This window comes from Pseudomonas paracarnis, from assembly GCF_904063055.1.
GTDB classification, from domain to species: domain Bacteria; phylum Pseudomonadota; class Gammaproteobacteria; order Pseudomonadales; family Pseudomonadaceae; genus Aquipseudomonas; species Aquipseudomonas paracarnis.
The window spans coordinates 906,121-931,554 of record NZ_CAJFCN010000001.1 but is presented as its reverse complement, the minus strand read 5'-3'; the positions used below and the strand labels follow the sequence as shown (position 1 = coordinate 931,554).

The 25,434-nt window shown below is 60.7% G+C and carries 25 protein-coding genes; 13 read left to right on the top strand and 12 right to left on the bottom strand.

Annotated elements, in window-relative coordinates:
* The first annotated feature begins 93 nt into the window (after positions 1–93).
* The 4 genes from JMV15_RS04385 (at position 94) to JMV15_RS04370 (ending at position 3,763) form a co-directional block, all read left to right on the top strand.
* Positions 94–1,425 carry a TRZ/ATZ family hydrolase gene (locus tag JMV15_RS04385; RefSeq protein ID WP_038449503.1) on the top strand — a complete coding sequence of 444 codons (1,332 nt, stop codon included), beginning with the start codon at positions 94–96 and terminating at the stop codon, positions 1,423–1,425.
* Between the two features lie 64 nt (positions 1,426–1,489).
* On the top strand, positions 1,490–2,188 hold the full coding sequence (ubiG, locus tag JMV15_RS04380; protein WP_003189760.1) for a bifunctional 2-polyprenyl-6-hydroxyphenol methylase/3-demethylubiquinol 3-O-methyltransferase UbiG: 699 nt from the start codon (positions 1,490–1,492) through the stop codon (positions 2,186–2,188).
* A gap of 4 nt (positions 2,189–2,192) precedes the next feature.
* Positions 2,193–2,864, top strand: coding sequence for an N-acetylmuramic acid 6-phosphate phosphatase MupP (gene mupP, locus JMV15_RS04375; protein ID WP_003189759.1), 672 nt, complete (start codon positions 2,193–2,195; stop codon positions 2,862–2,864).
* Between the two features lie 158 nt (positions 2,865–3,022).
* Positions 3,023–3,763 (top strand): YciK family oxidoreductase, encoded by a 741-nt coding sequence (locus tag JMV15_RS04370; protein WP_014717613.1) that lies wholly within the window; start codon positions 3,023–3,025, stop codon positions 3,761–3,763.
* 134 nt (positions 3,764–3,897) lie between these two features.
* Here the strand turns inward: JMV15_RS04370 and JMV15_RS04365 are convergent, their stop codons facing one another.
* The 6 genes from JMV15_RS04365 to JMV15_RS04340 are packed head-to-tail and all read right to left on the bottom strand — an operon-like array spanning position 3,898 to position 10,058.
* A complete protein-coding gene (locus JMV15_RS04365; protein WP_014717612.1) occupies positions 3,898–5,412 on the bottom strand; it encodes an ABC transporter substrate-binding protein in 1,515 nt (504 codons plus the stop codon).
* A gap of 32 nt (positions 5,413–5,444) precedes the next feature.
* Positions 5,445–6,416 carry an ABC transporter ATP-binding protein gene (locus JMV15_RS04360; protein ID WP_020302500.1) on the bottom strand — a complete coding sequence of 324 codons (972 nt, stop codon included), beginning with the start codon at positions 6,414–6,416 and terminating at the stop codon, positions 5,445–5,447.
* Positions 6,413–7,369 (bottom strand): ABC transporter ATP-binding protein, encoded by a 957-nt coding sequence (locus tag JMV15_RS04355; protein WP_019820646.1) that lies wholly within the window; start codon positions 7,367–7,369, stop codon positions 6,413–6,415. Before JMV15_RS04355 ends, JMV15_RS04360 begins: the two co-directional genes overlap by 4 nt.
* On the bottom strand, positions 7,366–8,223 hold the full coding sequence (locus JMV15_RS04350; RefSeq protein WP_032902665.1) for an ABC transporter permease: 858 nt from the start codon (positions 8,221–8,223) through the stop codon (positions 7,366–7,368). The genes JMV15_RS04355 and JMV15_RS04350 overlap by 4 nt, the downstream gene beginning before the upstream one ends.
* Complete coding sequence (locus JMV15_RS04345; protein ID WP_003189752.1) at positions 8,220–9,167, bottom strand: ABC transporter permease; 948 nt, start codon at positions 9,165–9,167, stop codon at positions 8,220–8,222. The genes JMV15_RS04350 and JMV15_RS04345 overlap by 4 nt, the downstream gene beginning before the upstream one ends.
* A 3-nt stretch (positions 9,168–9,170) precedes the next feature.
* Entirely contained in the window at positions 9,171–10,058 is an 888-nt protein-coding gene (locus tag JMV15_RS04340; RefSeq protein ID WP_019820648.1) for a proline iminopeptidase-family hydrolase, read from the bottom strand.
* 183 nt (positions 10,059–10,241) lie between these two features.
* Between JMV15_RS04340 and JMV15_RS04335 the strand changes: the two genes are divergently transcribed.
* Together JMV15_RS04335 and JMV15_RS04330 are read left to right on the top strand one after the other, a co-directional pair.
* A complete protein-coding gene (locus tag JMV15_RS04335; RefSeq protein ID WP_019820650.1) occupies positions 10,242–11,006 on the top strand; it encodes a LuxR family transcriptional regulator in 765 nt (254 codons plus the stop codon).
* 94 nt (positions 11,007–11,100) lie between these two features.
* Entirely contained in the window at positions 11,101–12,033 is a 933-nt protein-coding gene (locus JMV15_RS04330) for a proline iminopeptidase-family hydrolase (RefSeq protein WP_019820652.1), read from the top strand.
* Positions 12,034–12,128: 95 nt separating this feature from the next.
* Here the strand turns inward: JMV15_RS04330 and JMV15_RS04325 are convergent, their stop codons facing one another.
* On the bottom strand, positions 12,129–13,631 hold the full coding sequence (locus JMV15_RS04325; protein WP_014717605.1) for a nucleobase:cation symporter-2 family protein: 1,503 nt from the start codon (positions 13,629–13,631) through the stop codon (positions 12,129–12,131).
* Between the two features lie 157 nt (positions 13,632–13,788).
* Here JMV15_RS04325 and JMV15_RS04320 point away from each other — a divergent pair, with 157 nt between their 5' ends.
* A complete protein-coding gene (locus JMV15_RS04320) occupies positions 13,789–14,622 on the top strand; it encodes a nucleoside-binding protein (RefSeq protein WP_069868326.1) in 834 nt (277 codons plus the stop codon).
* 127 nt (positions 14,623–14,749) lie between these two features.
* Here the strand turns inward: JMV15_RS04320 and punC are convergent, their stop codons facing one another.
* Positions 14,750–15,934, bottom strand: a complete 1,185-nt coding sequence (gene punC, locus JMV15_RS04315) for a purine nucleoside transporter PunC (RefSeq protein WP_014717603.1) — start codon at positions 15,932–15,934, stop codon at positions 14,750–14,752.
* A 122-nt stretch (positions 15,935–16,056) separates the two neighbouring features.
* Here punC and punR point away from each other — a divergent pair, with 122 nt between their 5' ends.
* Positions 16,057–16,971, top strand: a complete 915-nt coding sequence (punR, locus tag JMV15_RS04310) for a DNA-binding transcriptional activator PunR (RefSeq protein ID WP_038449492.1) — start codon at positions 16,057–16,059, stop codon at positions 16,969–16,971.
* A 131-nt stretch (positions 16,972–17,102) separates the two neighbouring features.
* On the opposite strand, the gene JMV15_RS04305 is transcribed toward punR, so the two are convergent.
* Positions 17,103–18,272, bottom strand: a complete 1,170-nt coding sequence (locus tag JMV15_RS04305) for an acetylornithine transaminase (protein WP_038449490.1) — start codon at positions 18,270–18,272, stop codon at positions 17,103–17,105.
* Between the two features lie 102 nt (positions 18,273–18,374).
* Here JMV15_RS04305 and JMV15_RS04300 point away from each other — a divergent pair, with 102 nt between their 5' ends.
* On the top strand, positions 18,375–19,280 hold the full coding sequence (locus JMV15_RS04300; protein WP_014717600.1) for a LysR family transcriptional regulator: 906 nt from the start codon (positions 18,375–18,377) through the stop codon (positions 19,278–19,280).
* On the opposite strand, the gene JMV15_RS04295 is transcribed toward JMV15_RS04300, so the two are convergent.
* Positions 19,277–19,900 carry an HAD family hydrolase gene (locus JMV15_RS04295; RefSeq protein WP_032902659.1) on the bottom strand — a complete coding sequence of 208 codons (624 nt, stop codon included), beginning with the start codon at positions 19,898–19,900 and terminating at the stop codon, positions 19,277–19,279. The two genes, JMV15_RS04300 and JMV15_RS04295, sit on opposite strands and share 4 nt — an antisense overlap.
* 292 nt (positions 19,901–20,192) lie before the next feature.
* Positions 20,193–21,386: an enoyl-ACP reductase FabV gene (gene fabV, locus JMV15_RS04290; RefSeq protein ID WP_201491303.1), complete on the bottom strand. Its 1,194-nt coding sequence runs from the start codon at positions 21,384–21,386 to the stop codon at positions 20,193–20,195.
* Positions 21,387–21,662: 276 nt separating this feature from the next.
* On the opposite strand from fabV, the gene JMV15_RS04285 reads away from it, so the two are divergent.
* The 4 genes from JMV15_RS04285 to JMV15_RS04270 all read left to right on the top strand — a co-directional run bounded on the left by JMV15_RS04285 (position 21,663) and on the right by JMV15_RS04270 (position 24,831).
* Positions 21,663–22,487: an aspartyl/asparaginyl beta-hydroxylase domain-containing protein gene (locus tag JMV15_RS04285; RefSeq protein WP_038449487.1), complete on the top strand. Its 825-nt coding sequence runs from the start codon at positions 21,663–21,665 to the stop codon at positions 22,485–22,487.
* Positions 22,488–22,635: 148 nt separating this feature from the next.
* Positions 22,636–24,009 carry a nucleotide 5'-monophosphate nucleosidase PpnN gene (gene ppnN / locus JMV15_RS04280; RefSeq protein WP_014717596.1) on the top strand — a complete coding sequence of 458 codons (1,374 nt, stop codon included), beginning with the start codon at positions 22,636–22,638 and terminating at the stop codon, positions 24,007–24,009.
* A 172-nt stretch (positions 24,010–24,181) separates the two neighbouring features.
* The gene (locus JMV15_RS04275) at positions 24,182–24,439 is read left to right on the top strand and encodes an AbrB/MazE/SpoVT family DNA-binding domain-containing protein (protein ID WP_014717595.1); all 258 of its coding nucleotides are present in this window, start codon (positions 24,182–24,184) and stop codon (positions 24,437–24,439) included.
* Complete coding sequence (locus JMV15_RS04270; RefSeq protein WP_014717594.1) at positions 24,436–24,831, top strand: PIN domain-containing protein; 396 nt, start codon at positions 24,436–24,438, stop codon at positions 24,829–24,831. The genes JMV15_RS04275 and JMV15_RS04270 overlap by 4 nt, the downstream gene beginning before the upstream one ends.
* 129 nt (positions 24,832–24,960) lie before the next feature.
* On the opposite strand, the gene JMV15_RS04265 is transcribed toward JMV15_RS04270, so the two are convergent.
* Positions 24,961–25,290 (bottom strand): YXWGXW repeat-containing protein, encoded by a 330-nt coding sequence (locus tag JMV15_RS04265; protein ID WP_014717593.1) that lies wholly within the window; start codon positions 25,288–25,290, stop codon positions 24,961–24,963.
* Positions 25,291–25,434: the final 144 nt, after the last annotated feature.

Here is a 25,434-nt window from a genome sequence, read left to right as displayed (position 1 = left end):
ATGAACAAAAGCCGCCGATTATAGCGATCCGCCAGCCAGGACGCTCGGGTATACTTCGCCCTTCTTTTATAGCTGCCTGGGAAGAAGCCTGCGATGACCTCCACTGCCGCCCCGCTCGACTTGTTGCTGCTGCCGACCTGGCTGGTACCCGTCGAGCCCGCTGGCGTGGTGCTCAAGGAGCACGGCCTGGGTATCCGCGATGGCTGCATTGCCTTTATCGGGCCACGGGACGCGGCGTTGAAGCTGGCGGCGCGAGAAGTGCGTGAACTGCCCGGCATGCTGCTCAGCCCCGGCCTGGTCAATGCCCACGGCCATGCCGCCATGACCCTGTTCCGCGGCTTGGCCGACGATTTGCCACTGATGACCTGGCTGGAAAAGCACATCTGGCCCGCCGAAGCCAAGTGGGTCGATGAAGCGTTCGTGCGCGACGGCACCAACCTGGCCATTGCCGAGCAGATCAAGGGCGGCATCAGCTGCTTCTCGGACATGTATTTCTACCCCAAGGTCGCCAGTGACTGCGTGCACAACAGCGGTATGCGTGCGCAGATCGCGCTGCCGATCCTCGACTTCCCGATCCCCGGCGCCAGCAGTGCCGACGAGGCGATCCGCCAGGGTATCGAGTTGTTCGGCGACCTCAAGCACCACCCGCGCATCAAAATCACCTTCGGCCCCCACGCCCCGTACACCGTGTGCGATGCCAACCTGGAAAAAATCCGGGTGATCGCCGAAGAGCTGGACGCCGCGATCCATATGCACGTTCACGAAACCGCCTTTGAAGTGCAGCAAGCCATCGAGCAGACCGGCGAGCGGCCATTGGCGCGCCTGGCTCGCCTTGGCTTGCTGGGCCCGCGCTTTCAGGCCGTGCACATGACCCAAATCAGCGAAGACGACCTGGCTTTACTGGTAGAAAGCAACACCAGCGTCATTCACTGCCCGGAATCGAACCTGAAACTGGCCAGCGGCTTTTGCCCGGTGGAGCGCTTGTGGCAGGCTGGCGTCAACGTGGCCATCGGCACCGACGGCGCCGCCAGCAACAATGACCTGGATCTGCTTGGCGAAACCCGCACGGCGGCGATGCTGGCCAAGGCCGTGGCCGGTTCGGCCACTGCGCTGGATGCCCACCGCGCCTTGCGCATGGCCACACTCAACGGCGCCAGGGCGATGGGCCTGGACAGCCAGATTGGCTCCCTGGAAGTCGGCAAGGCGGCAGACATCGTCGCTTTTGATCTTTCCGGGCTGGCGCAACAACCGATCTACGATCCGGTCTCACAGCTTATATATGCCACCGGGCGCGATTGCGTGAAACACCTTTGGGTTGCCGGCAAGCCATTGCTCGACGACCGGCAATTGACCCGCATGGATGAACAACAGTTGACCGCCACGGCCATTGCCTGGGGCCAACGCATCAGCGGGCACAGCGAATAACGACGCGGCTGAAGCCTTGGGTTCAGCCGCGACACACCGACTTATCAGATTCAGAGGATTCACCATGAGCAACGTCGACCACGCCGAAATCGCCAAGTTTGAAGCCCTTGCCCATCGCTGGTGGGACCGCGAGAGCGAATTCAAGCCCTTGCACGACATCAACCCACTGCGGGTCAACTGGATTGACGAGCGCGTCAACCTGGCCGGCAAAAAAGTGCTGGACGTCGGTTGCGGCGGCGGCATCCTCAGCGAAGCCATGGCCCAGCGCGGCGCCACCGTGATGGGTATCGACATGGGCGAAGCGCCGCTGGCCGTGGCCCAGTTGCACCAGCTCGAATCTGGCGTGAGCGTGGAATACCGCCAGATCACTGCCGAAGCCCTGGCCGAGGAAATGCCCGAGCAGTTCGACGTGGTCACCTGCCTGGAAATGCTCGAACACGTGCCAGACCCGTCCTCGGTGATCCGTGCGTGCTTCCGTATGGTCAAGCCCGGCGGCCAGGTGTTCTTCTCCACCATCAACCGCAACCCCAAGGCCTACCTGTTCGCGATCATCGGCGCTGAATACATCATGAAGCTGCTGCCGCGCGGCACCCATGATTTCAAGAAATTCATCCGCCCTTCCGAGCTGGGTGCGTGGAGCCGCCAAGCCGGGCTGACCGTCAAGGACATCATCGGCCTGACCTACAACCCGCTGACCAAGCACTACAAGCTGGCCAACGATGTTGACGTCAACTACATGATCCAGACCCTGCGCGAGGAGTAAGCCTGTGAAGTTGCGAGCGGTTCTCTTCGACATGGACGGTACCCTGCTGGACACCGCGCCGGACTTTATCGCCATCTGCCAGGCCATGCGCGCCGACCGTGGCCTGGCGCCGATCAACCCGCAGCACATCCGCGATGAAATTTCCGGTGGTGCGCGGGCGATGGTCGCGGTGACCTTCTCGATGGACCCGGAGTCGCCGGGTTTTGAGGAACTGCGCCAGGAATTCCTGGAGCGTTACCTCAAGGATTGCGCAGTCCACAGCAAGCTGTTCGACGGCATGGCCGAGCTGCTGGAAGACATCGAGAAAGCCAAGTTGATCTGGGGTGTGGTCACCAACAAGCCGGTGCGCTTTGCCGAACCGATCATGCAACGGCTGGGCCTGGCCGAGCGTTCGGCCGTGCTGATCTGCCCGGACCACGTGAAAAACAGCAAGCCGGACCCGGAGCCGATGATTCTGGCGTGCAAGATGCTCGACCTGGACCCGGCCAGCGTGCTGTTCGTGGGCGATGACCTGCGCGACATCGAATCCGGCCGCGATGCTGGTACGCGCACGGCGGCGGTCACTTATGGCTATATCCACCCGGACGACAACCCCCGCCACTGGGGCGCGGATGTGGTGGTGGATCACCCGCTGGAATTGCGCAAGGTGCTGGATAACGCCCTGTGCAGTTGCTGATGGTTCGAAGCAATGTGGGAGCTGGCTTGCCTGCGATAGCGGTTTGCCAGCCAGCACATTTGGCGACAGGTCGTCCGCCATCGCAGGCAAGCCAGCTCCCACAGGATATGGACTCCACTTCGAGAGCTGTATCACCTTGAAATTTGTCGAGGCTATTTATGTTTGATTACTCTGCCCCTCCAGAACTGCTCAAAGGCCGGATCATCCTGGTAACCGGCGCCGGTCGCGGGATTGGCGCGGCAGCGGCGAAGACCTATGCCGCCCATGGCGCCACCGTGCTGTTGCTGGGCAAGACCGAAGCCAACCTGGCCCAGGTGTATGACGAGATCGAAGCCGCCGGCCACCCACAGCCGGTGGTGATCCCGTTCAACCTGGAGACCGCCCTGCCCCATCAATACGATGAGCTGGCAGCGATGATCGAAAAGGCATTCGGCCACCTCGACGGTTTGTTGCACAACGCCTCGATCATCGGCCCGCGCACGCCCATCGAGCAGTTGTCCGGCGAGAACTTCATGCGGGTGATGCACGTCAACGTCAACGCGATGTTCATGCTGACCAGCACTTTACTGCCGTTGCTCAAGCTGTCCCAGGATGCGTCGGTGGTATTCACCTCCAGCAGCGTCGGGCGCAAGGGCCGTGCTTATTGGGGTGCCTATGGCGTGTCCAAGTTCGCCACCGAGGGGCTGATGCAAACCCTGGCCGATGAACTGGAAGATGTGGCCGCAGTGCGCGCCAACAGCATCAACCCGGGCGGCACCCGCACCAGCATGCGCGCCCAGGCGTACCCAGGGGAAAACCCGATGGAAAGGCCGGCGCCGGAAGAGATCATGCCGGTGTACCTGTACCTGATGGGGCCGGACAGTGCGGGCATCAACGGCCAGGCCTTCGATGCGCAATAAGCCCTGACACACCGCAAAACAAAGGTGGGAGCTGGCTTGCCTGCGATAGCATCACCGCGGTGTCACTGAAGCACCGAGGTGTCTGTATCGCAGGCAAGCCAGCTTCCACATTGCTTTGTGGTGTACTCAAATACTCAGTTTTTGACCACTTCCTCAAGGGTGAAGCGCCCCAACGGGTTCTGCAGGAAGTTGCTTACGTTCTTGCGTGAGATATTGATGTACGGGCTGTAGTACAGGTCAATCCAGTTCACATCCTGTTTGGCCAGTTTCTGCAACTCCACATACATTTGCTCACGCTTGGCCGGGTCTGCCTCGATCCGCGCAGCCGCCACCAAGGCCTTGACCTGGTCGTTCTTGTAGCGGGTCATGTAGTTCTGGTTGGTATCGTGGCCCAGCACGAAGGTGGTTTTCTGGTCGGGGTCGAGGATGTCGTTGGTCCAGTACATCACCGAAATATCGTACTCACCGTCCACCAGCATCTGCCAGCTTTGGGTGGGGTCGACTTTTTGCAGGTTGGCGGTCACACCGACCTTGGCCAGCTGGTCTTTGATGATCACCGCGATCTGCTCGTCGGCCTCGTTGCCGGCGTTGACCACGTAGTTGAGCTTCAAATCCTGGGCACCTGCAGCGGCCAGCAGCTTCTTGGCTTCGGCCGGGTCGTACGGGCGTTGCAGGTTGTTGGCGTAGTGGTACAGCGAGCCCTTTGGAATGTAGGAATAAGCCACGGTGCCTTGACCGTAAGTGACGGCTTTGACCAGCGATTGCTTGTCGATGGCCATGTCCAGGGCCTGGCGCACTTGCGGCTTGGCCAACAAGCCGTGCTCGTGGTTGATCAACAGGTGATCTTCACGGGTGGACGGGTCGGCGTGGATCACCACGTTCTGGTCTTTTTTCAGTTCTTCGACCCGGGAGAACGGCACGAAGATCGCCGTGTCGAGTTCGTTGTTCTGCACCATGCGCATGCGCGTGTTGTCATCGGTCACCGACACCCATTCCACGCCGTCCAGGCTCACGCTGCCGGCCTGCCAGAAATTCGGGTTTTTCTTCAGGATCACGCGGTCGCCCTTGCGCCACTCGTCCACGGTAAACGCGCCGGAGGTCACCGGGTTTTCCGAGTAGGCGTCTTCGCCCATCTTGGTCATGGCTTTTTCCGACAGGATCGACACCGTTGGCGACGCCAGTTGCGAGAGGAAGGCCACCGCCGGGGTTTTCAAGGTGACCACCAGGGTCTTGGCATCGCTGGCCGTGGCGGTGTTGATCAGGCTGAACGGGTCGCTCCACAAGGAGGCCTTGTTGTCGCGGATGCGCAGCAGGCTGAATGCGGCGTCGGCGGCAGTGATCGGCGAGCCGTCAGAGAACTTCGCCTCGCGCAGCTTGAAGGTGTAGGTCAGGCCATCCTTGGAAATGTCCCAGCTTTCGGCCAGGCCCGGTTCCATTTTGGTGCCCAGGTTATCCACGCGCACCAGGGTGTCGTAGACGTTGGCAAATACCCAGGTGTCGCGGTTTTGCGCGCTTTTGATCGGGTCGAAGGTGGTGCTGTCTTCACGGCAGCCGATGGTGAGCACACCGGCGGCCTGTGCCAGGCCGGCGGTCAGCGACCAGGCCGTGAGGGTAGCGGCGGCGAGCAATTTCAAGTGGCGCGAGTGCATATCACAACTCCTTGTTAATGAATGGCAGAAGGTCAAAGCAAAGGGTCTTCAAGCACGCAACTGTACCGATGCTCGTGCAGGAAATGGGTGGGGGGCAATACCGAGGAACACTTGGCTTGCGCATACCGGCAACGCGGGTGAAAGGCACAACCAGTCGGCAGATTCAGCGGGCTCGGCGGTTCGCCGGGCAATGGCTGCGCAGGCAATGGCCGGTGCGGATCGATCTCCGGGATGGCCTGGATCAGCGCTGCCGTATACGGGTGACGCGGCGCGGTGAACACCGCTTCCACCGGGCCTTCCTCGACGATCTTGCCCAAGTACATCACCGCCACGCGGTCGCACAGGCGTCGCACGATGGCCAGGTCATGGGCGATAAACAGGATCGCCAGGTTCATGCGTTGTTGCAGTTCCAGCAGCAGGTTGATGATCTGGCCCTGGATCGACACATCCAGCGCGGCCACACATTCATCGGCAATGATCAAGCGCGGCTCCACCGCCAGCGCCCGGGCGATACCCACGCGCTGGCACTGGCCGCCACTGAGAGAGCCGGGCTTGCGTGAAGCCAGCTCAGGACGCAAGCCGACCAGTTCGAGCAACTCATTCACACGCTCAGGAATCTGCTGCGCCGCCACCTTACGCTGCACACGCAGTACCTCGGCGAGGGTTTCGCCAATGCTGTGCCGTGGATTGAGTGCGGCGTAGGGGTCCTGGAAAATCATCGCGGTTTCATGCCGCAGCCGGGCAATGTCGATGGCGCTGCCATGGGCCATGTCGATACCGTCGAACAACACCTGCCCGGCGCTGATCGGGTTGAGGTGCAGAATTGCCCGGCCCAGGGTGCTCTTGCCACTGCCGGACTCGCCCACCAAACCCAGGGTTTCACCGGCAGCGAGGTTCAGCGACACCCCGTTCACCGCCCTCACCCACTGGCGGTTGAGGCCCAGCAGGCCGCTGCCGGACGCGGCAAAGCGCACTTCCAGATCCTTGACCTGTAACAAGCTCATGGGCGCGCTCCCAACGGGTAGTGACAGGCCACACGTGCGCCCTGGGGCAGCAACTCGGTGCACAAGGCGCCTGCCTGCGGGCAGCGCGGGTGGAAGCGGCAGCCGTCGGGCAATGCATCGAGCAACGGCGGCTGGCCAGCAATGGTGCGCAACAACGCATGCCCGCTGCTGTGGGCCGGCTGGCAGTCGATCAGGCCTGCGGTATACGGATGTTGCGGTTGGGCCAGCAGTTCGTATTTGCTGCCGTGCTCGCACAGGCGCCCGGCGTACATCACGGCGATGGCATCGCAGGTTTGCGCCACCACGCCCAGGTCATGGGTGATCATGATGATCGACAGGCCACGCTGGTCGCGCAGGTCGAGCAACAGCCGCAGGATTTGCGCCTGCACCGTCACATCCAGGGCCGTGGTCGGTTCGTCGGCGATCAACACCTTCGGGTTGCAGCCCAGGGCCACGGCGATCATTGCGCGCTGGCGCATGCCGCCGGAAAACTCATGGGGGTAGTTGTCGACCCGGGCCTGCGGATCGGGAATCCCGACCTGACGCAATACCTCGATCGCCTGCAAGCGCGCGTCTTTTTTCGACGCGCCTTGATGCAGGCGGATGCCCTCGGCGATCTGCTCACCGATACGCATCAACGGGTCCAGGTGGCTGCTGGGGTTCTGGAAGACCATGCCCAACTGCCCGCCGCGCACGGCGCGCATACCGGCATCATCCAGTGCCAATAAGTCCTGGCCGGCCAACTGCACCGCGCCGCCCTGCACCCGCAGGTTGGGCGATGGCAACAGACGCATCAGGCCGCGACAGGCCATGGTCTTGCCCGAACCGCTCTCGCCCACCAGGCCGAGGATTTCACCCTCGGCCAGGTCGAAAGACACCCGGTCCACCAAGGTGACCTCACGCCCGGCGTTGTTGGCGATCACACTGAGGTCGCGCACCTTCAGCAGGCTCATGAGCGCTCCCCCAATACCTGTGCAACACCATCGGCCAACAGGCTGAAGCCCATGGCCAAGGTCACGATGGCCAGGCCCGGAAAGGTGCAGATCCACCAGGCGGTGGTGATAAAGGCTTGCCCCTCGGCCACCATCGTCCCCCATTCGGCGGTCGGTGGCTGCACCCCCAGGCCCAGGTAGCTGACGGCGGCGCCGTTGAGCAGCACCAGCACCGCGTCGGACATGGAAAACACGATGGAGCCAAACAGCGCATTGGGCAACAAATGCCGGAACAGAATGCGTCCATGGCCAAAGCCCAGGCTCTTGGCGGCCAGGGCGAACTCGCTTTCCTTGAGCACCAGGATCTGCGAGCGAATCAGGCGCGCATACGACACCCAGCCCACCAGCGCCATGGCGATGTAAAAACTCTGTAAGCCCGGCCCGAGGATGGCCATGATCGCCAGCATCAGCACCAGGAACGGGAACGCCAGCACCACGTCGATCACACGCATGCAGACACTGTCGAAACGCCCGCCGATATAACCCGAGACCGCACCGATAAAGGTGCCAATGATGAAAGGGAAGATCACCCCGATAACCGCCAACTGCAGGTCGATGCGCGCACCCCAGATCACCCTCGACAGAATGTCCCTTCCGTAATTGTCCGTACCCAACGGATGGGCAAGGCTGGGGGCCAGCAAACTCATGCCGGTGTCCTGCGCGATGGGGTCATAGGGCGCGACCCACGGCGCAAACAGCGCCAGGGCCAACCACGCGAACAGGATCAACAACCCCCATGCGGCGGTCAGTCGGCCATTGCGAAAACCAAAGCGCAGGCGCAAGCGCCATGGGGCAATCAGGGGGCGACTGCTCATTGCATCTTCACCCGTGGGTCGAGGGCCACTGTCACCAGGTCAGCCATGAAGTTGACCACCACCGTGGCACAGGCCAGCACCATCGCCACGCCCTGCACCACCATGTAGTCACGGGTGAAAATGCCGCGCACCAGCAACTGGCCGATGCCTGGAATCGCGAACAGGCTTTCGATGACCACCGTGCCGCTGATCAGCCAACCGATGTTGACCGCCAGCAGGTTGACCGCCGGCACCAGAGCGTTGGGCAGCACATGCCGGCGAAACACCGCGCCTTCCGACAGCCCGCGTGCGCGTGCGGCGGTGACGTGATCCGCCTGCAATTCCATCAACATGCTCGCCCGCAGGTTACGCACCAGCACCGCCGACAGCGCCAGGGCGATGGTCAGGCACGGCAAGAGCATGTGGTGCGCCTTGTCCAGCCAGGTGCGCCCGTAACCAGACACCGGGAACAAGCCCCATTTCACGCTGAGCAGCAGGATCAGCATCAACCCCAGCCAGAACGCCGGCATGCCCAGGCCGACCGTGGTGAACACGCGGATCAGCTTGTCTGCCCAACGGCCTTGCTGGCGCGCCGCAATCGTTGCCAGTGGCACCGCTATCAACAACGCGAGCACCACGCTGCCCAGCACCAGCACCAGGGTCGGCTCGATCCGGGTGACGATCAGTTTCAGGGCGTCGACCTTGTACAGCAGCGATTGGCCGAGGTCGCCCTTGAGCAGGTTTTTCAGGAAGTAAAAGTATTGCAACCACAAAGGCTGGTCGAGGCCGAACTGGGCGCGGATCTTCAGCAGCGCATCCGGCGTGCTGCGCGAACCCAGCAAGGCGCGCGCCGGGTCGCCAGGAATCGAGCGCACCAACACGAAGGTGATCAGGCTGATGCCCAGCAGCACCGGCAGCAATTGCAGGGGCCGGGACAACACAAAACGGTAGCGCGCCAGGTTCATGCGTCAGTCTCGGTGGCGAGCGAGGAAGTCCAGCAGCACCGGGAAGTACGCCTGCGGCTCCTCGTAAAACGGCATATGACTGCTGTTGGGGAACACATGCAACTCGGCGTGGGGTGCTGCTAGTTTCATGCGCATTGCGCAAGCGGGGGTAAGTTCGTCATGTTGGCCGGTGGTGATCAGGATCGGCATCGTGAACTCGGCCATTTCCTTGAGGCGGTTCCAGTCCTTGAGGTTGCCGATATAGAGGAACTCGTTGGGGCCTTGCATGGTTTCGTACGGCCCCATGTTCCAGTCGCCCAGGGAGCGCTTGACCGGCTCCGGCCATTCGTCGAGCCGACACACGTGGCGGTAGTTGAGCAAGGTGATGGCGGCCTGGTACTGCGGGTGGTCGAGGGTGCCCATGGCTTCGTGGCGTTGCATCATGGCCACGGTTTCGCTGCCCAGGGCGCCGCGCAGGCGCTCCAGCTCCTGGGACAGGTGGGGAATGTCGCCGACGGTGTTTTCCAGGATCAGGCTTTTGAGCGCACCGGGATAATGCACGGCATATTCGATCCCCAGCCAACCGCCCCAGGAGTGCCCGAGCAAATGCACGCGGCCCAGGCCCAGCGCCTGGCGCACGGTCTCGACTTCTTCGACATAACGGCGGATTTCCCACAGTGCGGCATCGGTCGGTCTGGCTGATGCGCCTGTGCCAAGCTGGTCGAATGCAACCACTCGCAGGTTATGCGCTTTGAGCCAGCCATGGGCGTCACGCAGATAGTCACACGGCAGGCCCGGCCCGCCGTTGAGACACAGCAGCACCTCATCGCCTTCGCCAAAGCTGTAGACCACGAGGTTATGGCCGTCGACTTGCACGTTGTATTGCTGGTCGGGGGCAATTTCACGCCACATGCATACATTCCTTGTGTTGTATCGGCCTGGCGGGTAGCGGCCGTTTATCAGGTCAACACTACCGAGGATGCCGTGCGTCCATAACCTAGTATTTCTTATAGGTTTGGCCTGGCAGTCCTTCGCCGGGGCGTGGCATTCTACTTGCAGCAAGTCGAGATTCAAATGAATTCGGGAGCAGAACGGATGCTGGCCAAGCTGACCGCCTTCAATAATCGCCTCATACCGGGCAGGAGCCTGGATGAACAGATGGACAATACGTTTATCCTGGCCCAACAACTGGGCTTCGATGCGCTGGTGTATGACTACAGCCCGGTGCCCATCGATCTCAACGGCGCACTGATCACGCCTTCGCTGTTGCAACTGCGCAACACACCGGCCGACTGGCACGCCTTATGGTGCAGCGAAGGGTTTTACCAGATCGACCCGGTGCAACACCTGGCATTGAGTTCGGTATCACCGTTTGTCTGGTCCTATGAGGCCAAGACTGAGACCGCCCTGCAAAAGATCATCGACCCGTGCCACGCTCCCGTTTCCTCCTACCTGCATGAACGCCAGCTGACCTGCGGCGTCAGTGTGCCGATTCATCTGCCCAAGGGCGGTTTTGCCTCGCTCACCGGCTTACGCACCGGCAAGGCGCGCACGGTATTGAAGGACGCCCAACATACGCTGGCCGATTTCAGTCTGATTACCCATGCCCTCCAGGAAGCGGCGTACCCGCTGTTCAGCAAGGAGGTGCGGGCTTATCCGCATATCCGCCTGACCAAGCGCGAGCGCGAATGCCTGAAATGGGCGGCAGAAGGCCTGACCGCCGCTGAAATCGCCACGCAATTGAGCCGCTCCCTGGCAGTGGTCACCCTGCACCTGGCCTCGGCCATGCACAAACTGGGGGCCAAAAACCGTGTTCAAGCGGTGGTTCGAGCCACCCATTACCGCTTGCTGGAAGATTGAGCTTTCGGCAAAAACCTATCTGTTTTGCTAGTTACCTAAACTTTTTGTTCAGACTATCGTAACCCTGATCCTTTTTTTCAGAGCAGGGTACGAAATGGAATTCATCGAAAAAGTTCGCGAAGGCTACGCGCCCTTTGGCGCCTATCAGACCTGGTATCGCGTCACGGGCGACCTGAGCACAGGCCGCACGCCCTTGGTGATCATCCATGGCGGCCCGGGCTGCACCCACGATTACGTCGACGCCTTCAAGGACGTCGCCGCCAGCGGCCACGCAGTCATCCATTACGACCAGTTGGGCAACGGCCGCTCCACGCATTTGCCGGAAAAAGATCCGTCGTTCTGGACCATCGGCCTGTTCCTCGACGAGTTGAACAACCTGCTGGACCACCTGCAAATCAGTGAGAACTACGCGATCCTGGGGCAATCTTGGGGCGGCATGCTCGGCAGCGAACACGCGATCTTGCAACCCAAAGGCCTGCGCGCGTTTATCCCTGCAAATTCGCCCACCTGCATGCGCACCTGGGTCAGCGAAGCCAATCGCCTGCGTAAGCTGTTGCCTGAAGGCGTGCACGAAACCCTGCTCAAGCACGAGCAGGCCGGCACCTACCAAGACCCGCAATACCTCGCGGCCTCTCGGATTTTCTATGACCAGCATGTGTGCCGGGTCAACCCATGGCCCGAAGAAGTGGCACGCACCTTCGCCCAGGTGGATGCCGACCCGACGGTGTACCACGCCATGAGCGGCCCGACCGAATTCCACGTGATCGGCAGCTTGAAGGACTGGAATGTGATCGGCCGCCTGTCAGCCATCAAGGTGCCAACCCTGGTGATTTCCGGTCGACATGACGAAGCCACACCGTTGGTGGTCAAGCCGTTCCTGGATGAGATAGCGGACGTGCGCTGGGCACTGTTTGAAGACTCCAGCCACATGCCCCATGTGGAAGAACGCCAGGCATGCATGGGGACGGTGGTGAAGTTTCTGGATGAGGCGTGTTCGTTGCCGCACAAAGCCCTCAAGGCCGGCTGAATCCCTGTGGGAGCTGGCTTGCCTGCGATAGCACCGGTGAATTCAACATCGCTATCGCAGGCAAGCCAGCTCCCACAGGGTACACGGGTCGCTCGTTAAACCTCGCTGGTCTCAGCCTTGGATGCTTTCCTCAAGGTATCCGCTACCAGGGGAATTTCCTTGCCCTCGGCATCAAACAACTTCCCACCCCGGTAGTAATCGCCATCGCGCAACGCGGCCACGTCGCGAAAGCACAAGCTGCGCTCAGTCCCCGCCACAAACACTGACTGCTGGTCCGAGTTGCCGGCGGTGAAGTGGTTGAATGCCAGGTTCAGCAATATCGCCATGATTGCCGACGAGCTGATGCCCGAGTGGAAGATGGTCGCGAACCAGCTTGGAAACTGATCGTAGAAGCTGGGCGCGGCGATGGGGATCATGCCGAAGCCGATGGATGTGGCGACGATGATCAGGTTCATGTTGTTGCGGTAATCCACCTTGGACAGCGTGCGAATCCCGCTGGCCGCCACCGTGCCGAACAATACAATCCCGGCGCCGCCCAACACGGAGGTGGGCACGGCCGCGATCACACGGCCCATGAATGGCAGCAGGCCGAGCACCACTAGGAATACCCCGCCAGTGGCCACCACAAACCGACTCTTGACCCCGGTCACCGCCACCAGGCCGACGTTCTGGGCGAACGCGCTCTGGGTAAACGAACCGAAGATCGGCGCGAACATGCTCGACAGCATGTCGGCGCGCAGGCCGTTGCCCAGGCGCTTGGAGTCCACTTTGGTGTCGATGATCTCGCCCACCGCCAGGATATCCGCTGACGTTTCCACCAGCGTCACCATCACCACGATGCACATGGAAATAATCGCTGCCACATGGAAGGTGGGCATGCCGAAGTGAAATGGCGTGGGGAAACCGAACATCGGCCCCTGCATGACGCCAGAGAAGTCCGCCATGCCAAGCAGCACCGCGATCACGGTGCCGATCACCATGGCCAGCAGGATCGACAAGCGAGAGATGGTTGCGCTGCCGATCTTGCTCAGTAGCAGCACCAGCACCAGGGTCAGCGCGGCCAGGCCGATGTTGGACATGCTGCCAAAATCCGCCGCCCGGCTGTTGCCACCCATGGCCCAGCGCGCCGCTACGGGCATCAGGGTCAGGCCGATGGTGGTAATCACAATGCCCGTCACCAGCGGCGGAAAAAACTTGGTGATCCTTGAGAACACCGGGGTGATCAACAAACCGATAAAGGATGCGGCCATCACCGCCCCGAGTATCGCTGGCACACCACCGGCACCGTCGCTGCCGACAATCGCCACCATGGTCGCCACACCCGCGAACGACACGCCCTGCACCAGCGGCAACTGACAGCCGAAAAACGGCAGGCCCAGGGTTTGCAGCAGCGTGGCCAGGCCACCGGCAAACAGCGATGCAGCGATCAGCAAGCCGATATCCGCCGGCGATAACCCGGCTGCCTGGCCGACGATCAACGGCACGGCGACGATACCGCCATACATGGTGAGCACATGCTGCAGGCCGTAAGCCATGTTGGCGGCGACGCCCAGATTTTCATCTTCGGGCCGCTGCGGTGACGCCTTCGGGATAGTCATGGTGAGGGGTTCTCTGTTTTTGTTGTGCGCTCACTGTATGCAATGTTCAGACTCTATGTCCATAGAGTTGTATACAATCAATCGAACAAGATACCCTCCAACGGCGTTACAAAAACAATCCGGCCGTCACGAGCCAGAACGCTAAAGGACAAAAAGAATGAAAAAGGCACTACAGGGCGCCACCGTCGCATTGACCCTTCTCGGCGGCGGGGAGGCCGTTGCGGTGGAATGGATGAACAACAGCGTCGGGTTTCGCTACGGGCAGCACTTCACCAACCCGAACAACCCCGACGAATTCAGCAAGCGCATCTACAGTTTTACCCACGCCAGCGGCTATCGTTACGGCAGCAACTTCCTCAACCTCGACGTATTCCTGTCCGACAGCAGCGACCCGCGCAAAGGCACCGACCACGGGGGCAGCGAGGTGTACGCCGTGTACCGGCATCAGCTGTATGCCTCACGCGTGTTCGACTTGCCGCCGGGCACGGGGCTGATCAGGGATTACGCGCTGACCCTGGGCTTCGACGCCAACCGCAACAACAACTTCGCTTCCGCCAAGAAGCGCGCCCTGGTGATTGGCCCTACGTTGAAGTTCAACACTGTCGGCGTGCTGGACCTGAGCCTGATGTACTACAAGGAAAAGAACCACACCGGCATTCCCGGCGCGCAAGAGTCGAACCACACCTTCGACGCTACCTACATGCTCAACCTGACCTGGATGCGACCGTTCGAGGTGGGCAACCATGCGGCGAAATTCCAGGGGTTCATTAACTACGTCGGGGAAAAAGGCGAGGACTACCATGGCCGCGATACCGCACCGGAAGCGCTGATGCGTACGGCGCTGATGGTGGCGGTGCGACCGGGTAAAAGCGTCAAGCCGAACTTGTACCTGGGGGTGGGGTATGAGTACTGGCATAACAAATTCGGCGTGGACGGTGGGCGTGGCAGCCGCACCTCAACGCCGACGCTGAACATGGAAGTGACGTTCTAACTGAAGAAACGCAAAACAATGTGGGAGCTGGCTTGCCTGCGATAGCGGTGTTTCAGTTAGCCCATCTGGCACTGATACACCGCTATCGCAGGCAAGCCAGCTCCCACACTTTGATCGTATTGTCAGCTCAGGCGTTGGCCAGTTCGGAAGAATTGCCCTTCGGCCGTGCCAGCCAATACCCCAACACCGCCAGCGGCGCGGTCGCCAGCATCACAATCACCGTGATCAACAGTGGTTGCTCGATCATCGACGACACCAACAGGCTGGCCAGGAAGCACAGGCCCAACTGCAGGGTGTTTTGCAGGGCCGCCGCCTTGCCGGAATTTTCCGCAAAGGGCATCAGCGCATTCGCCACCACAATCGGGTAGCTGGCGCCGTTGCACAGCGCCATCAGGCAGAACGGGATCAATAAGGTAGTCAGGGTCGGCACACTCAAGGTGGCCACCAGGTACAACGCCACCATGCTCAAGCAATAGGCGACCAGCAACCACGGCAGCAGGGTTTTACCCGGCAGGCGCTGCAAGGCGCTGCGGCAACTGTAGCCGCCAACGAGAAACGCCAGGGTCGGCAGTACGTAGCTGAGGCCGATGTCATTCGGGCTGTAGCCCATGCCACCGAGGATGAACGGCGAGGCGGTCAGCCAAGCGAAGAAGCTGGCCGAACAGGCGGCGAAGATCATTACATTGCCGGTAAACACCCGCGAGGTGAGCAATTGCCCATAGCCCAGGCGCACCGGGCTGCCCTTGTGCTCCGAACGCTTGGGCACATTGCGCAGGAACAAGGTCGGCAACAACAGCAACAACGACACCACCAGCAACACGCCGAAGATCGCCTGCCAACCAAAGTGATTCAGCACCATGGCACCCAGCAGCGGAGCCAGGGCCGGAGACAGCGACATCAACGGCATGATGCTGGCGAAGACGCGGTGAGCCTTGTCGGCCGGGTAGCGATCAATCACCAAGGCCTGCCAACTGACGGCGGCGGCACACACGCCAATCGCCTGCATAAAGCGCAGGGCCAGCAGTTGCGGCGCGCTCTGAACCCAGAACATGCCCAGGCAACCGAGCACAAACAGGCTCAGGCCCGCGATCAGAATCGGTTTGCGCCCCAGGCGGTCCGAGAGCGGCCCCCACAGCAACTGCCCCAGCGCAAAGCCGGCAAGGAAAATACTCAAGCTGGCGCCCACCGCGCCAGCACCAATGTTCAACTGCTCGCCCATGGCGCCAAACGCCGGCAAGTACATGTCCATGGCCAGATAACCGAGCATGCTCAGCCCCGCCAGATACCAGGTAAAACCAAAAGAATTTTTCATCGAAGCCTTGTAGAGACTGCCATCAAACTATTTGCTGACTGGCGCCCATTATGAAGCTGACAATATCTGTGTGAAGCGATAATAATTGGACACTCTCATCAATAATTTTGAAGGCAGCGCTCATGTGGTCGGAATATTCCCTGGATGTGGTCGACGCCGTTGCCCGTCACGGCAGCTTCAGCGCCGCCGCCCAGGAACTGCACCGCGTACCGTCGGCCATCAGCTACACCGTGCGCCAGCTTGAAGAATGGCTAGCCGTGCCGCTGTTTGTGCGGCGGCATCGCGACGTAGAACTGACCCCCGCCGGCCGTTTATTTATCGACGAAGCCCGCGGCGTGATGAAAAAAATGCTCGGCACCCGGCGCCTGTGCCAACAGGTGGCCAATGGTTGGAGCGGCCAGTTGAAGGTGGCCGTGGACTCCATCGTCAAACCCCAGCGCTGCCGGCAGTTGGTGCTCGACTTCTATCGGCAGTTTCCCGAAGTGGAATTGCTGCTCGAATACGAGGTGTACAACGGCGTGTGGGATGCGCTGGCGGATGAACGCACCGACATCGTGATCGGCGCCACCAGCGCGGTGCCGGTGGCCAGCCACTTCAGCTTCCGCGACATGGGCCTGTTGAACTGGCTGTGCGTGGTCAGCGCCCGGCACCCCTTAGCTGCGGCGGAAGGTTTACTCAGTGATGACCAACTGCGCCCCTTTGCCTCGCTGTGCATGACCGACACCTCACGCAACCTGCCCAAGCGCGACACCTGGACCCTGGATAACCAGCGCCGCCTGGTGGTGCCCAACTGGGCGTCGGCTCTGGATTGCCTGCGCGATGGCCTGTGTGTAGGGATGGCACCGGCCCATCAGGTATTGCTATGGATCGAGCGCGGGGACTTGGTCGCGCTGCAGTTGAGCCGGCCATTTCCGGCCAGCCCGTCGTGTGTGGCGTGGGCGCAGAACAAGCTGTCGCCAGCCATGGCGTGGTTGCTGGAATACTTGGGCGATACGGAGACCATGAACCAGGAATGGCTGAATGGCCCCTCCCTCTGATCGTTCCCACGCTCCGCGTGGTAACGCTGCCCTGGACGCTCCGCGTCCGCTCTTAAGGCGTGACGCAGAGCGTCACAGGAGGCGTTACCACGCAGAGCGTGGGAACGAGCATCGCCCCCTTCCGCACTTTTTCAGTCCAGTAGGCGGGTGATGGCTCGCACGATCATCTCCACTTCCTTGCGCTCCAGCGTCAGCGGCGGCAACAGCCGAATGATCTTGCCCCGCGTGACGTTGATCAACAGCCCGTGCTCCTGGGCGGCCCGTTGGGCTAGGTCGCGGTAAGGGCTGGCCAGTTCAATGCCGATCATCAAGCCCTTGCCACGAATCGCCCGCACCTGCGGATGGTCCTCCAACTCAATGCGTAAACGCGCCAGCAAGTGTTCGCCCTGGCGTGCGGCGTTTTCCAGCAAGCCTTGCTCCTGGATAATCTCCAGTACCGTACACCCCACACGGCACGCCAGCGGGTTACCGCCAAAGGTACTGCCATGGCTGCCTGGGGTGAACAGTTCAGCGACAGCGGCGCGGGCAAGACAAGCGCCGATGGGCACGCCATTACCGAGGCCTTTGGCCAGGGTCATCACGTCCGGCACGATGCCTTCGTGCTGGAAGGCAAACCAGGTGCCGGTGCGCCCGATGCCGGTCTGGATTTCGTCGAGCATCATCAGCCAGCCGTGGCGCGTACAGTGCTCGCGCAGGGCTTTGAGGTAGCCCGACGGCGCCACCAACACACCACTTTCACCCTGGATCGGTTCAAGCAGCACCGCCGCGATGCGCGTGCCGAACTGTTCGGTGACCGCCTCCAGGGCCGCCATGTCGCCAAAGCCAACCTTGATGAAATCGCCGGGCAGACGCTGGAACCCCAGGCGCACCGAGGGCCCGTCGCTGGCGGCCATGGTGCCCAGTGTGCGGCCGTGGAAGGCGTTCTCCATCACCACCACCAGCGGCTGTTCGATGCCTTTTTTCCAGCCATGCAAACGCGCCAGCTTCAGCGCCGTCTCGTTGGCCTCGGCGCCGGAATTGTTGAAGAACGCGCGGTCCAGCCCGGACAGTTGGGCCAGGCGCCGGGCCAATTGTTGTTGCCAGTCGATGCTGTAGAGGTTGGAGGTGTGCAGCAGCAAGCCGGCCTGTTCGCTGATGGCCGCCACTAACCTGGGGTGGGAATGACCAACATTGGTCACCGCCACGCCGGCCACGGCGTCCAGGTATTCGCGGCCCTGTTGGTCCCACAGGCGCGTGCCAAGGCCGCGGGTGAAGCTCAGGGCCAGGGGTTGATAAGTGCTCATCAGGCAGGCGGCGGTCATGGTGGCGGCTCCAGTGCATCGTTGGGGTGGATCAAGTATGGTTAACCACCCTCGCTGGATAAACGCAGAATTACTGCAATAACTTTAAACCAGGGCTTGATAATGGATCTGTTCCAGGCAATGTCGGTGTACGTGAAAGTCGTCGAGACCGGCAGCATGACCGCCGCCGCGCAGGAATGCGGGATTTCGACCACCATGGTGGGCAACCATCTGCGAGCGCTGGAACAACGGCTTGGCGTCAGCTTGCTCAAACGCACCACGCGCAAACAGAACCTCACCGAATTTGGCGGGCAGTATTATCAGCGCTGCCTGGAAGTGCTGGGGCTGGTGGCCGACTCGGAGCTACTGGCCGAGCAGGTCCACAGCGAAGCCCCCAAAGGCAGCCTGCGCATCACCGCCCCCCCGGTGTTCGGCACCGAACGCCTGGTGCCGGCCTTGAGTGAGTTTTCCCAGCGCTACCCCCTTATCGACCTGTACGTGGTGCTGAGCAATGAGCGCATGGATCTCGTCGACAGCGGTTTTGACGTGGCGATCCGTCTCGGCGAACTGGAAAGCTCCAGCCTGATCGCCCGGCCTCTGCAGGCCTATACCCTCACCCTTTGCGCCTCCCCTGCCTACCTGGCGCGACGCGGCACACCGCACACCCCGGATGACCTGCAGCAGCATGACTGCCTGGCATTCGCCTACCCCGCGAACGACAACTGGCGCGACACCGATAAACTCTGGCGCATGACCGGCGATGAAGGTGAGGTGCAGGTGCCGGTGTCTGGTTCATTGACCATCAACAGCTCCCAAGGCTTGCGTCAGGCCGCCATCAACGGCATGGGCATCATTATGCTGGCCGATGCCCTGGTGCAACCGGACCTGGAGAGCGGCAAGCTGGTGGCCTTGCTGACCACCTATAAACTGCCCAGCCGCCCCATGCACCTGATGTATCGCCAAGACCGCTACCGCCTGCCCAAGCTGCGGGCGTTCGTCGACTTTGTAATGGAGAAATGGGCGCGCTAGAACGCCACGCCCAACTCGCGCAAACGCGCGGCGGTGCGCTCGGCCGATACATGGTGAATGCCCTGCCAGCCCAATGCGATGGCGGCCTCGATATTGCCGGCGACGTCGTCGATGAACACCACTTCACTGGCTTGGATGTCTGGCAGGTGTTCACGCACCTGACTGAGGCTGGCGTGGTAGATCGCCGGGTCAGGCTTGATCAGCTTCACCTCGCCAGACACCAAGATGTCGCGAAAACGCTTCAGGAACGGGTAGTTGGCCCGGGCGTAAGGGAAGGTTTCAGCCGACCAGTTGGTAAGCCCGAACAGCGGCATCTCAACCTGGTGCAACGCTTCGAGAATCGCCACGCCCTCGGGTAATTCAGCACGCAGCATTTCGGGCCAGCGCTCGTAATAAGCCTGGATCAGGGTCTTGTGTTCGGGGTATTGGGCAACCAGGGTGCGGGTGGCTTCAGCCAGGGAGCGACCGGCATCTTGCTCGGTGTTCCAGGCCTGGGTGCAGATGGTGTCGAGGAACCACTGGCGCTCGACGTCGTTGGCAATCAGCTTGCGGTACAGATGCTGCGGGCTCCAGTCGAACAGGACACCGCCGAAATCAAAAACTACTGCACGAATCGTCATCAGATCCTCCGTTAGCGTGGCTTGATAGCTGCTGGAGTCTGACAGATCTAAAAGAGGGAGGCGTAAGAAGGGGCTGAAAAGAAAGAGGGAGTAGGCACAGCCAAATTGAGCGAACGCAATGCTCAAAGCAACGAAGATCACATGTGGGAGCTGGCTTGCCTGCGAAAGCGGTCGTGCAGTCACAGATGCCGCGACTGACGCACCGCCTTCGCGGGCAAGCCCGCTCCCACAGGGGATTTGCGTTAACTGACTGACATCAGGGCAAGCCAGCTCCCACCTTATTGACCGGGTTTTAAGCTTGAATCAGCCCGTTGATTTTGACGGTCGGGTTCACATCCGCGTCGTAATCCACGCCGTCGACCTCAAAGCCAAACAAGCGCAGGAACTCGGCCTTGTAACCGGCAAAACCGCTGATCTCGTTGACGTTGTCGTCGGTCACCTGGTTCCACAGCGCGGCCACGGCGTCCTGGACCTTCGGTTCCAGCTCGGCCAGGTCGGCACGCAGGCGGCCATCGGCGTCGAGTTTCGGCTCGCTGCCGTACAGGCTGTCCTTGAACAGGCCGTAGACCTGCTCGATGCAGCCTTCGTGGGTGCCCTGCTCTTTCATCACCTTGAACAGCAGCGACAGGTACAGCGGCATGATCGGGATTGCCGAGCTGGCCTGGGTAACCACGGCCTTGAGCACCGACACACGGGCGTCGCCCTTGAGCGCAGCGAGGTTTTCGCGCAGGGTCAAAACTTTCTTGTCCAGGTCTTTCTTGGCTTCGCCGATGGAGCCGTTCCAGTAGATGTCCTGGGTCAGCTTCTCACCCAGGTAGGTGAACGCGGTGGTCTTGGCGCCTTCGGCCAATACATCGGCGTCACGCAGGGCGTCGATCCACAGCTGCCAGTCTTCGCCGCCCATGACCTTCACGGTACCGTCGATTTCTTCCTGGGTCGCAGGCTCAAGCGTGGTGTCGACCACCACGCCCTTGTCGGTGTTGATACCGCGCAGGGTCACGGCCTTGCCGATTGGCTTGAGGGTGGAGTTGTGCACCACGCCTTGCGGGTCGGTACGGCGTGGGGCGGCCAGGCTGTAGACCACCAGGTCGATCTTGCCCAGGTCTTTCTTGATGGTTTCGATGGTCAGGCGCTTGATTTCGTCGGAGAACGCGTCGCCGTTGATGCTCTTGGCGTACAGGCCTTTTTCCACAGCAAACTTCTCGAACGCCGCGCTGTTGTACCAGCCGGCGGAGCTCAGCTTGCCTTCTTCGCCTTCTTTCTCAAAAAACACGCCCAGGGTGTCGGCGCCGCAGCCAAACGCAGCACTGATGCGCGCGGCCAGGCCGTAGCCGGTGGAGGCACCGAGGACCAGTACCTTTTTAGGGCCGCCCTCGATGACGCCGTTTTTGGTTACGTAGTCGATCTGCTCTTTGACGTTCGCTTCACAGCCAACAGGGTGAGCGGTCACACAGATAAAGCCACGAACCCGCGGTTTGATGATCATAAAAATTTCTGCCTCTTCCAAGGTGCCGAAGGCCAATAGTGGCCATTCAACTTCAATCGTACCGGTCTATGACGCCTGAAAAACCGAAGCGTCACGATAGTCGCAAATCTTCTGTTCTCAAAATTCAATCCACAAAACGTCGGAGCCTGCACGGTAACGGTTACAAATTGTGCAGTGGCTTCACAATTTCGCCCTATTTAAAAACGCTTGCCGGTGTCAGAAAGCCCTATGATGACGATATTGTTTCAATATATTTCGGCTTTGGAGCCTCGTTTCATGAACAAAAATGCTGTCGGCAAAAAGCTGGTGTCCCTGGCGTGGGCGCTCGGCGTTCTGCTGTTGATCTATTGTTTCCCGCGCAGTTGCCTGGTGTTTCTGCTGTTGGTGGTGTGCTGCGGCGTTTATGACTTCCTGCGTAACGGCCTGTACGACCGCGACACCATCAAGAAGTATTTTATCGGCAACGGTCGTAATACCTGGGTGCTGGCACCGTTCAACACCCTGCTCGACCTGCTGAGCAGCCGCAACCGGCATGTCTATACCCTGCAAGACCTGCCGCTGGCCTGGCGCGAAGACCTGCAACAGGTGATCGACGACGCCATGGCCCGCAAGGATGAAATCATCAGCTACCTGGACGAACGCATGGCCGAGAAGAAACGCGGCATGTTGTTTTTCCAGTGGTACGGCCGCCCGATCGAAACCACCCTGGATATCCCGCAGCTGCGCAAGAAACTGCCGTTCGTGAAAACCATCGGCGTCTCGGTGTTCAACGAGAACCGCTCGACGTCGTTCCACTTCGGCCCCCTGCGCATGATGTTCCGTGTGCTCTACAACATGGCGCCGGCACCGCACCATGAGGGCGTGTATATCCAGGTGGGTAAGCACAAGCACTACTGGCACGACGACCCGCTGTTTATCTTCGATGACACGCTGATGCACGCCTCCTTCAACAAAAACGACGCCAAACGCTACTGCCTGTTCATTGATATTGTGCGCCCGACCCTGCTGCCCTCGGTGCTCAACGCCGTGATCGCAGGGTTTGCCGGTCTGGTCTTTACCCTGCGTCGGGTTTTCTACAAAAACTGGAAGCTGATTCAGTAAGTTCTGCGGCATGATGGTGTTGGACGGCATTTGCGCTAGGCCTTGCGCCTGAGGTAAATAACCGTCTCGTGCGACCTTAATTGGCGCTCACCCTTCTCAAGCCATCGCCCCCAAGCGGACGCGGTGGCTGTGCTTTCAAGGAATCAGAATGCCCCAACGTCAAGTCATCAACGCCTCCGTCAGCCCCAAGGGCAGCCTCGAAACCCTGTCCCAACGTGAAGTGCAGCAACTGAGCGAAGCCGGTACCGGCAGCATCTACACTCTGTTCCGCCAATGCGCCCTGGCGATTCTCAACACCGGCGCGCACATCGACAACGCCAAGACCATCCTCGACGCCTATAAAGACTTTGAAGTGCGTATTCACCAGCAAGACCGCGGCGTACGCCTGGAACTGCTCAACGCCCCGGCCGATGCCTTTGTCGATGGCGAGATGATCGCCAGCACCCGCGAGATGCTGTTCAGCGCCCTGCGTGACATCGTCTACACCGAGAACGAGCTGGACAGCCAGCGTATCGACCTGAGCAACTCCCAAGGCATCACCGACTACGTGTTCCACCTGCTGCGCAACGCCCGTACGCTGCGCCCGGGTGTGGAGCCCAAGATCGTGGTGTGCTGGGGCGGCCATTCGATCAACACCGAAGAATACAAATACACCAAGAAAGTCGGGCACGAACTGGGCCTGCGCAGCCTCGACGTGTGCACCGGTTGCGGCCCAGGCGTGATGAAAGGCCCAATGAAGGGCGCGACCATTTCCCACGCCAAGCAACGCATCACCAATGGCCGTTACCTAGGCTTGACCGAGCCAGGCATCATCGCCGCCGAAGCGCCGAACCCCATCGTCAACGAGCTGGTGATTTTGCCGGACATCGAAAAACGCCTGGAAGCCTTCGTGCGTGTCGGCCACGGCATCATCATCTTCCCCGGCGGCGCCGGTACGGCCGAGGAGTTCCTGTACCTGCTGGGCATCCTCATGCACCCGGACAACCGCGACCTGCCGTTCCCGGTGGTGCTTACCGGGCCCAAACATGCCGCGCCTTACCTGGAACAATTGCACGCGTTCGTCGGTGCCACCCTGGGCGAAGCGGCGCAGAAGCATTACCAGATCATCATCGACGACCCGGCCGAAGTGGCCCGCCAGATGACCACCGGCCTCAAGGCGGTGAAGCAGTTCCGCCGCGAGCGTAACGACGCGTTCCACTTCAACTGGCTGCTGAAGATCGACGAAGGCTTCCAGCGCCCGTTCGACCCCACCCACGAAAACATGGCCAGCCTGCAACTGAGCCACGCACTGCCGCCCCATGAATTGGCGGCCAACCTGCGCCGGGCGTTCTCGGGGATCGTGGCGGGTAACGTCAAGGACAAGGGTATTCGCCTGATCGAGGAGAACGGCCCGTATGAGATCCACGGCGACCCGGCGATCATGAAACCGTTGGATGAATTATTGAAGGCGTTCGTGGCCCAGCACCGCATGAAACTGCCGGGCGGCGCGGCGTATGTGCCGTGCTATCGCGTGGTGCAGTAAGCCAGCGGCGGTCGGTCATAGTTTGTATTCGTTTGGGACATAGCAACGCGTGTGAGGAACAAGAGTTCGGACTAGGGTTTTACTATTCCAACTCATTCACCTCAGCGAGCGACCTATGGACCAACGGATATTGTCCTCCGTCATTCCTTACCCTAAGGTAAGGAATATCACGATGGAGATCTTCACTATGGCCACCGCCACACTCACTTCAAAAGGGCAAATCACCATCCCTGTTCAGGTCAGGACAGCCCTGGGCCTGGAAACAGGCGACCGGGTGGAATTCGTCGAAATGGAAGACGGCAAGTTTTCCATGATTGCCGCCAGCAAAACCGTCAAGGACCTCAAGGGTTTGATCCGCAAGCCCGCCCATGCCGTGTCTATCGAAGACATGAACCGCGCCATCGCGGCCCAGGGAGCAAGCGCTGGATGATCGGCCTGGATACCAATGTGCTGGTGCGTTATGTGACCCAGGATGACCCGGTTCAATCCGCCAAGGCGTCCCAACTGATCGAATCGCTCACCGCCGCCTCACCAGGTTTTGTCAGCCTGGTGACGCTTACGGAACTGGTGTGGGTGTTGCAGTCCTGCTACCAGTCGGCCAAAAGCGATGTGGTGACGGTACTGGAGACCTTGCTGCACACACGGGAACTGACCGTCGAGCACGCCGATATCATCTGGCAGGCCCTGCGCAAGTTCACCGCAAGCAAAGCGGACTTTGCCGACTGCCTGATCGAACGCTGTGGCCATGCGGCCGGTTGCGAGTACACCGCCACGTTTGATCTGCACGCAGCCAAGGCAGCAGGGATGAAACGGCTCGGTTAGAGCGGCTTTTTTGTAGGAGCGAGCTTGCTCGCGAAAAACTTCAACGATAACGCGAGCAGTCAGGTGGCACGCGGTGCCTATGAGTTTTTTGCGAGCAAGCTCGTGCCTACAGAGGGAGAGGAAGTTGGGCTAGCGAACCCAACCGCCGATCTGCCAGTGGTAGCCATCATTACGCTGCACCCAATGCGGGTGTACATAACGATACCCCTGGCGCACCGGTTCCCAATGGCCGTGCACTGCCACATAGCGCCCACCTTCCCAGCGCCAGTAACCGCGTGACCAGATATAACCTTCGCGCACCGCCGGCTCGACTTCAATCACCTGCACCGGCGGCGGTTGCGGCGCCACCACATCCACGTACTCGTGTTGCACCGGCCTGCGCTCATGCACAACACGCTCTTGCACACACCCGGAAGCCGCGACCACCATGGCGGCCAATGCTGCATAACGTAGCCACATACAAAACCCTCGGGCGCGCACGCCCAACACCTGCATCAGAAAGAAGTCCTTCCTTTGTTGCAGCCGGGCCCTGCTTGGGCCTGGGTTATTTTTAACAGGAGATGTCTGTCAGATGGCTGAACCTGTAGATCTTTAGCGTGCCTC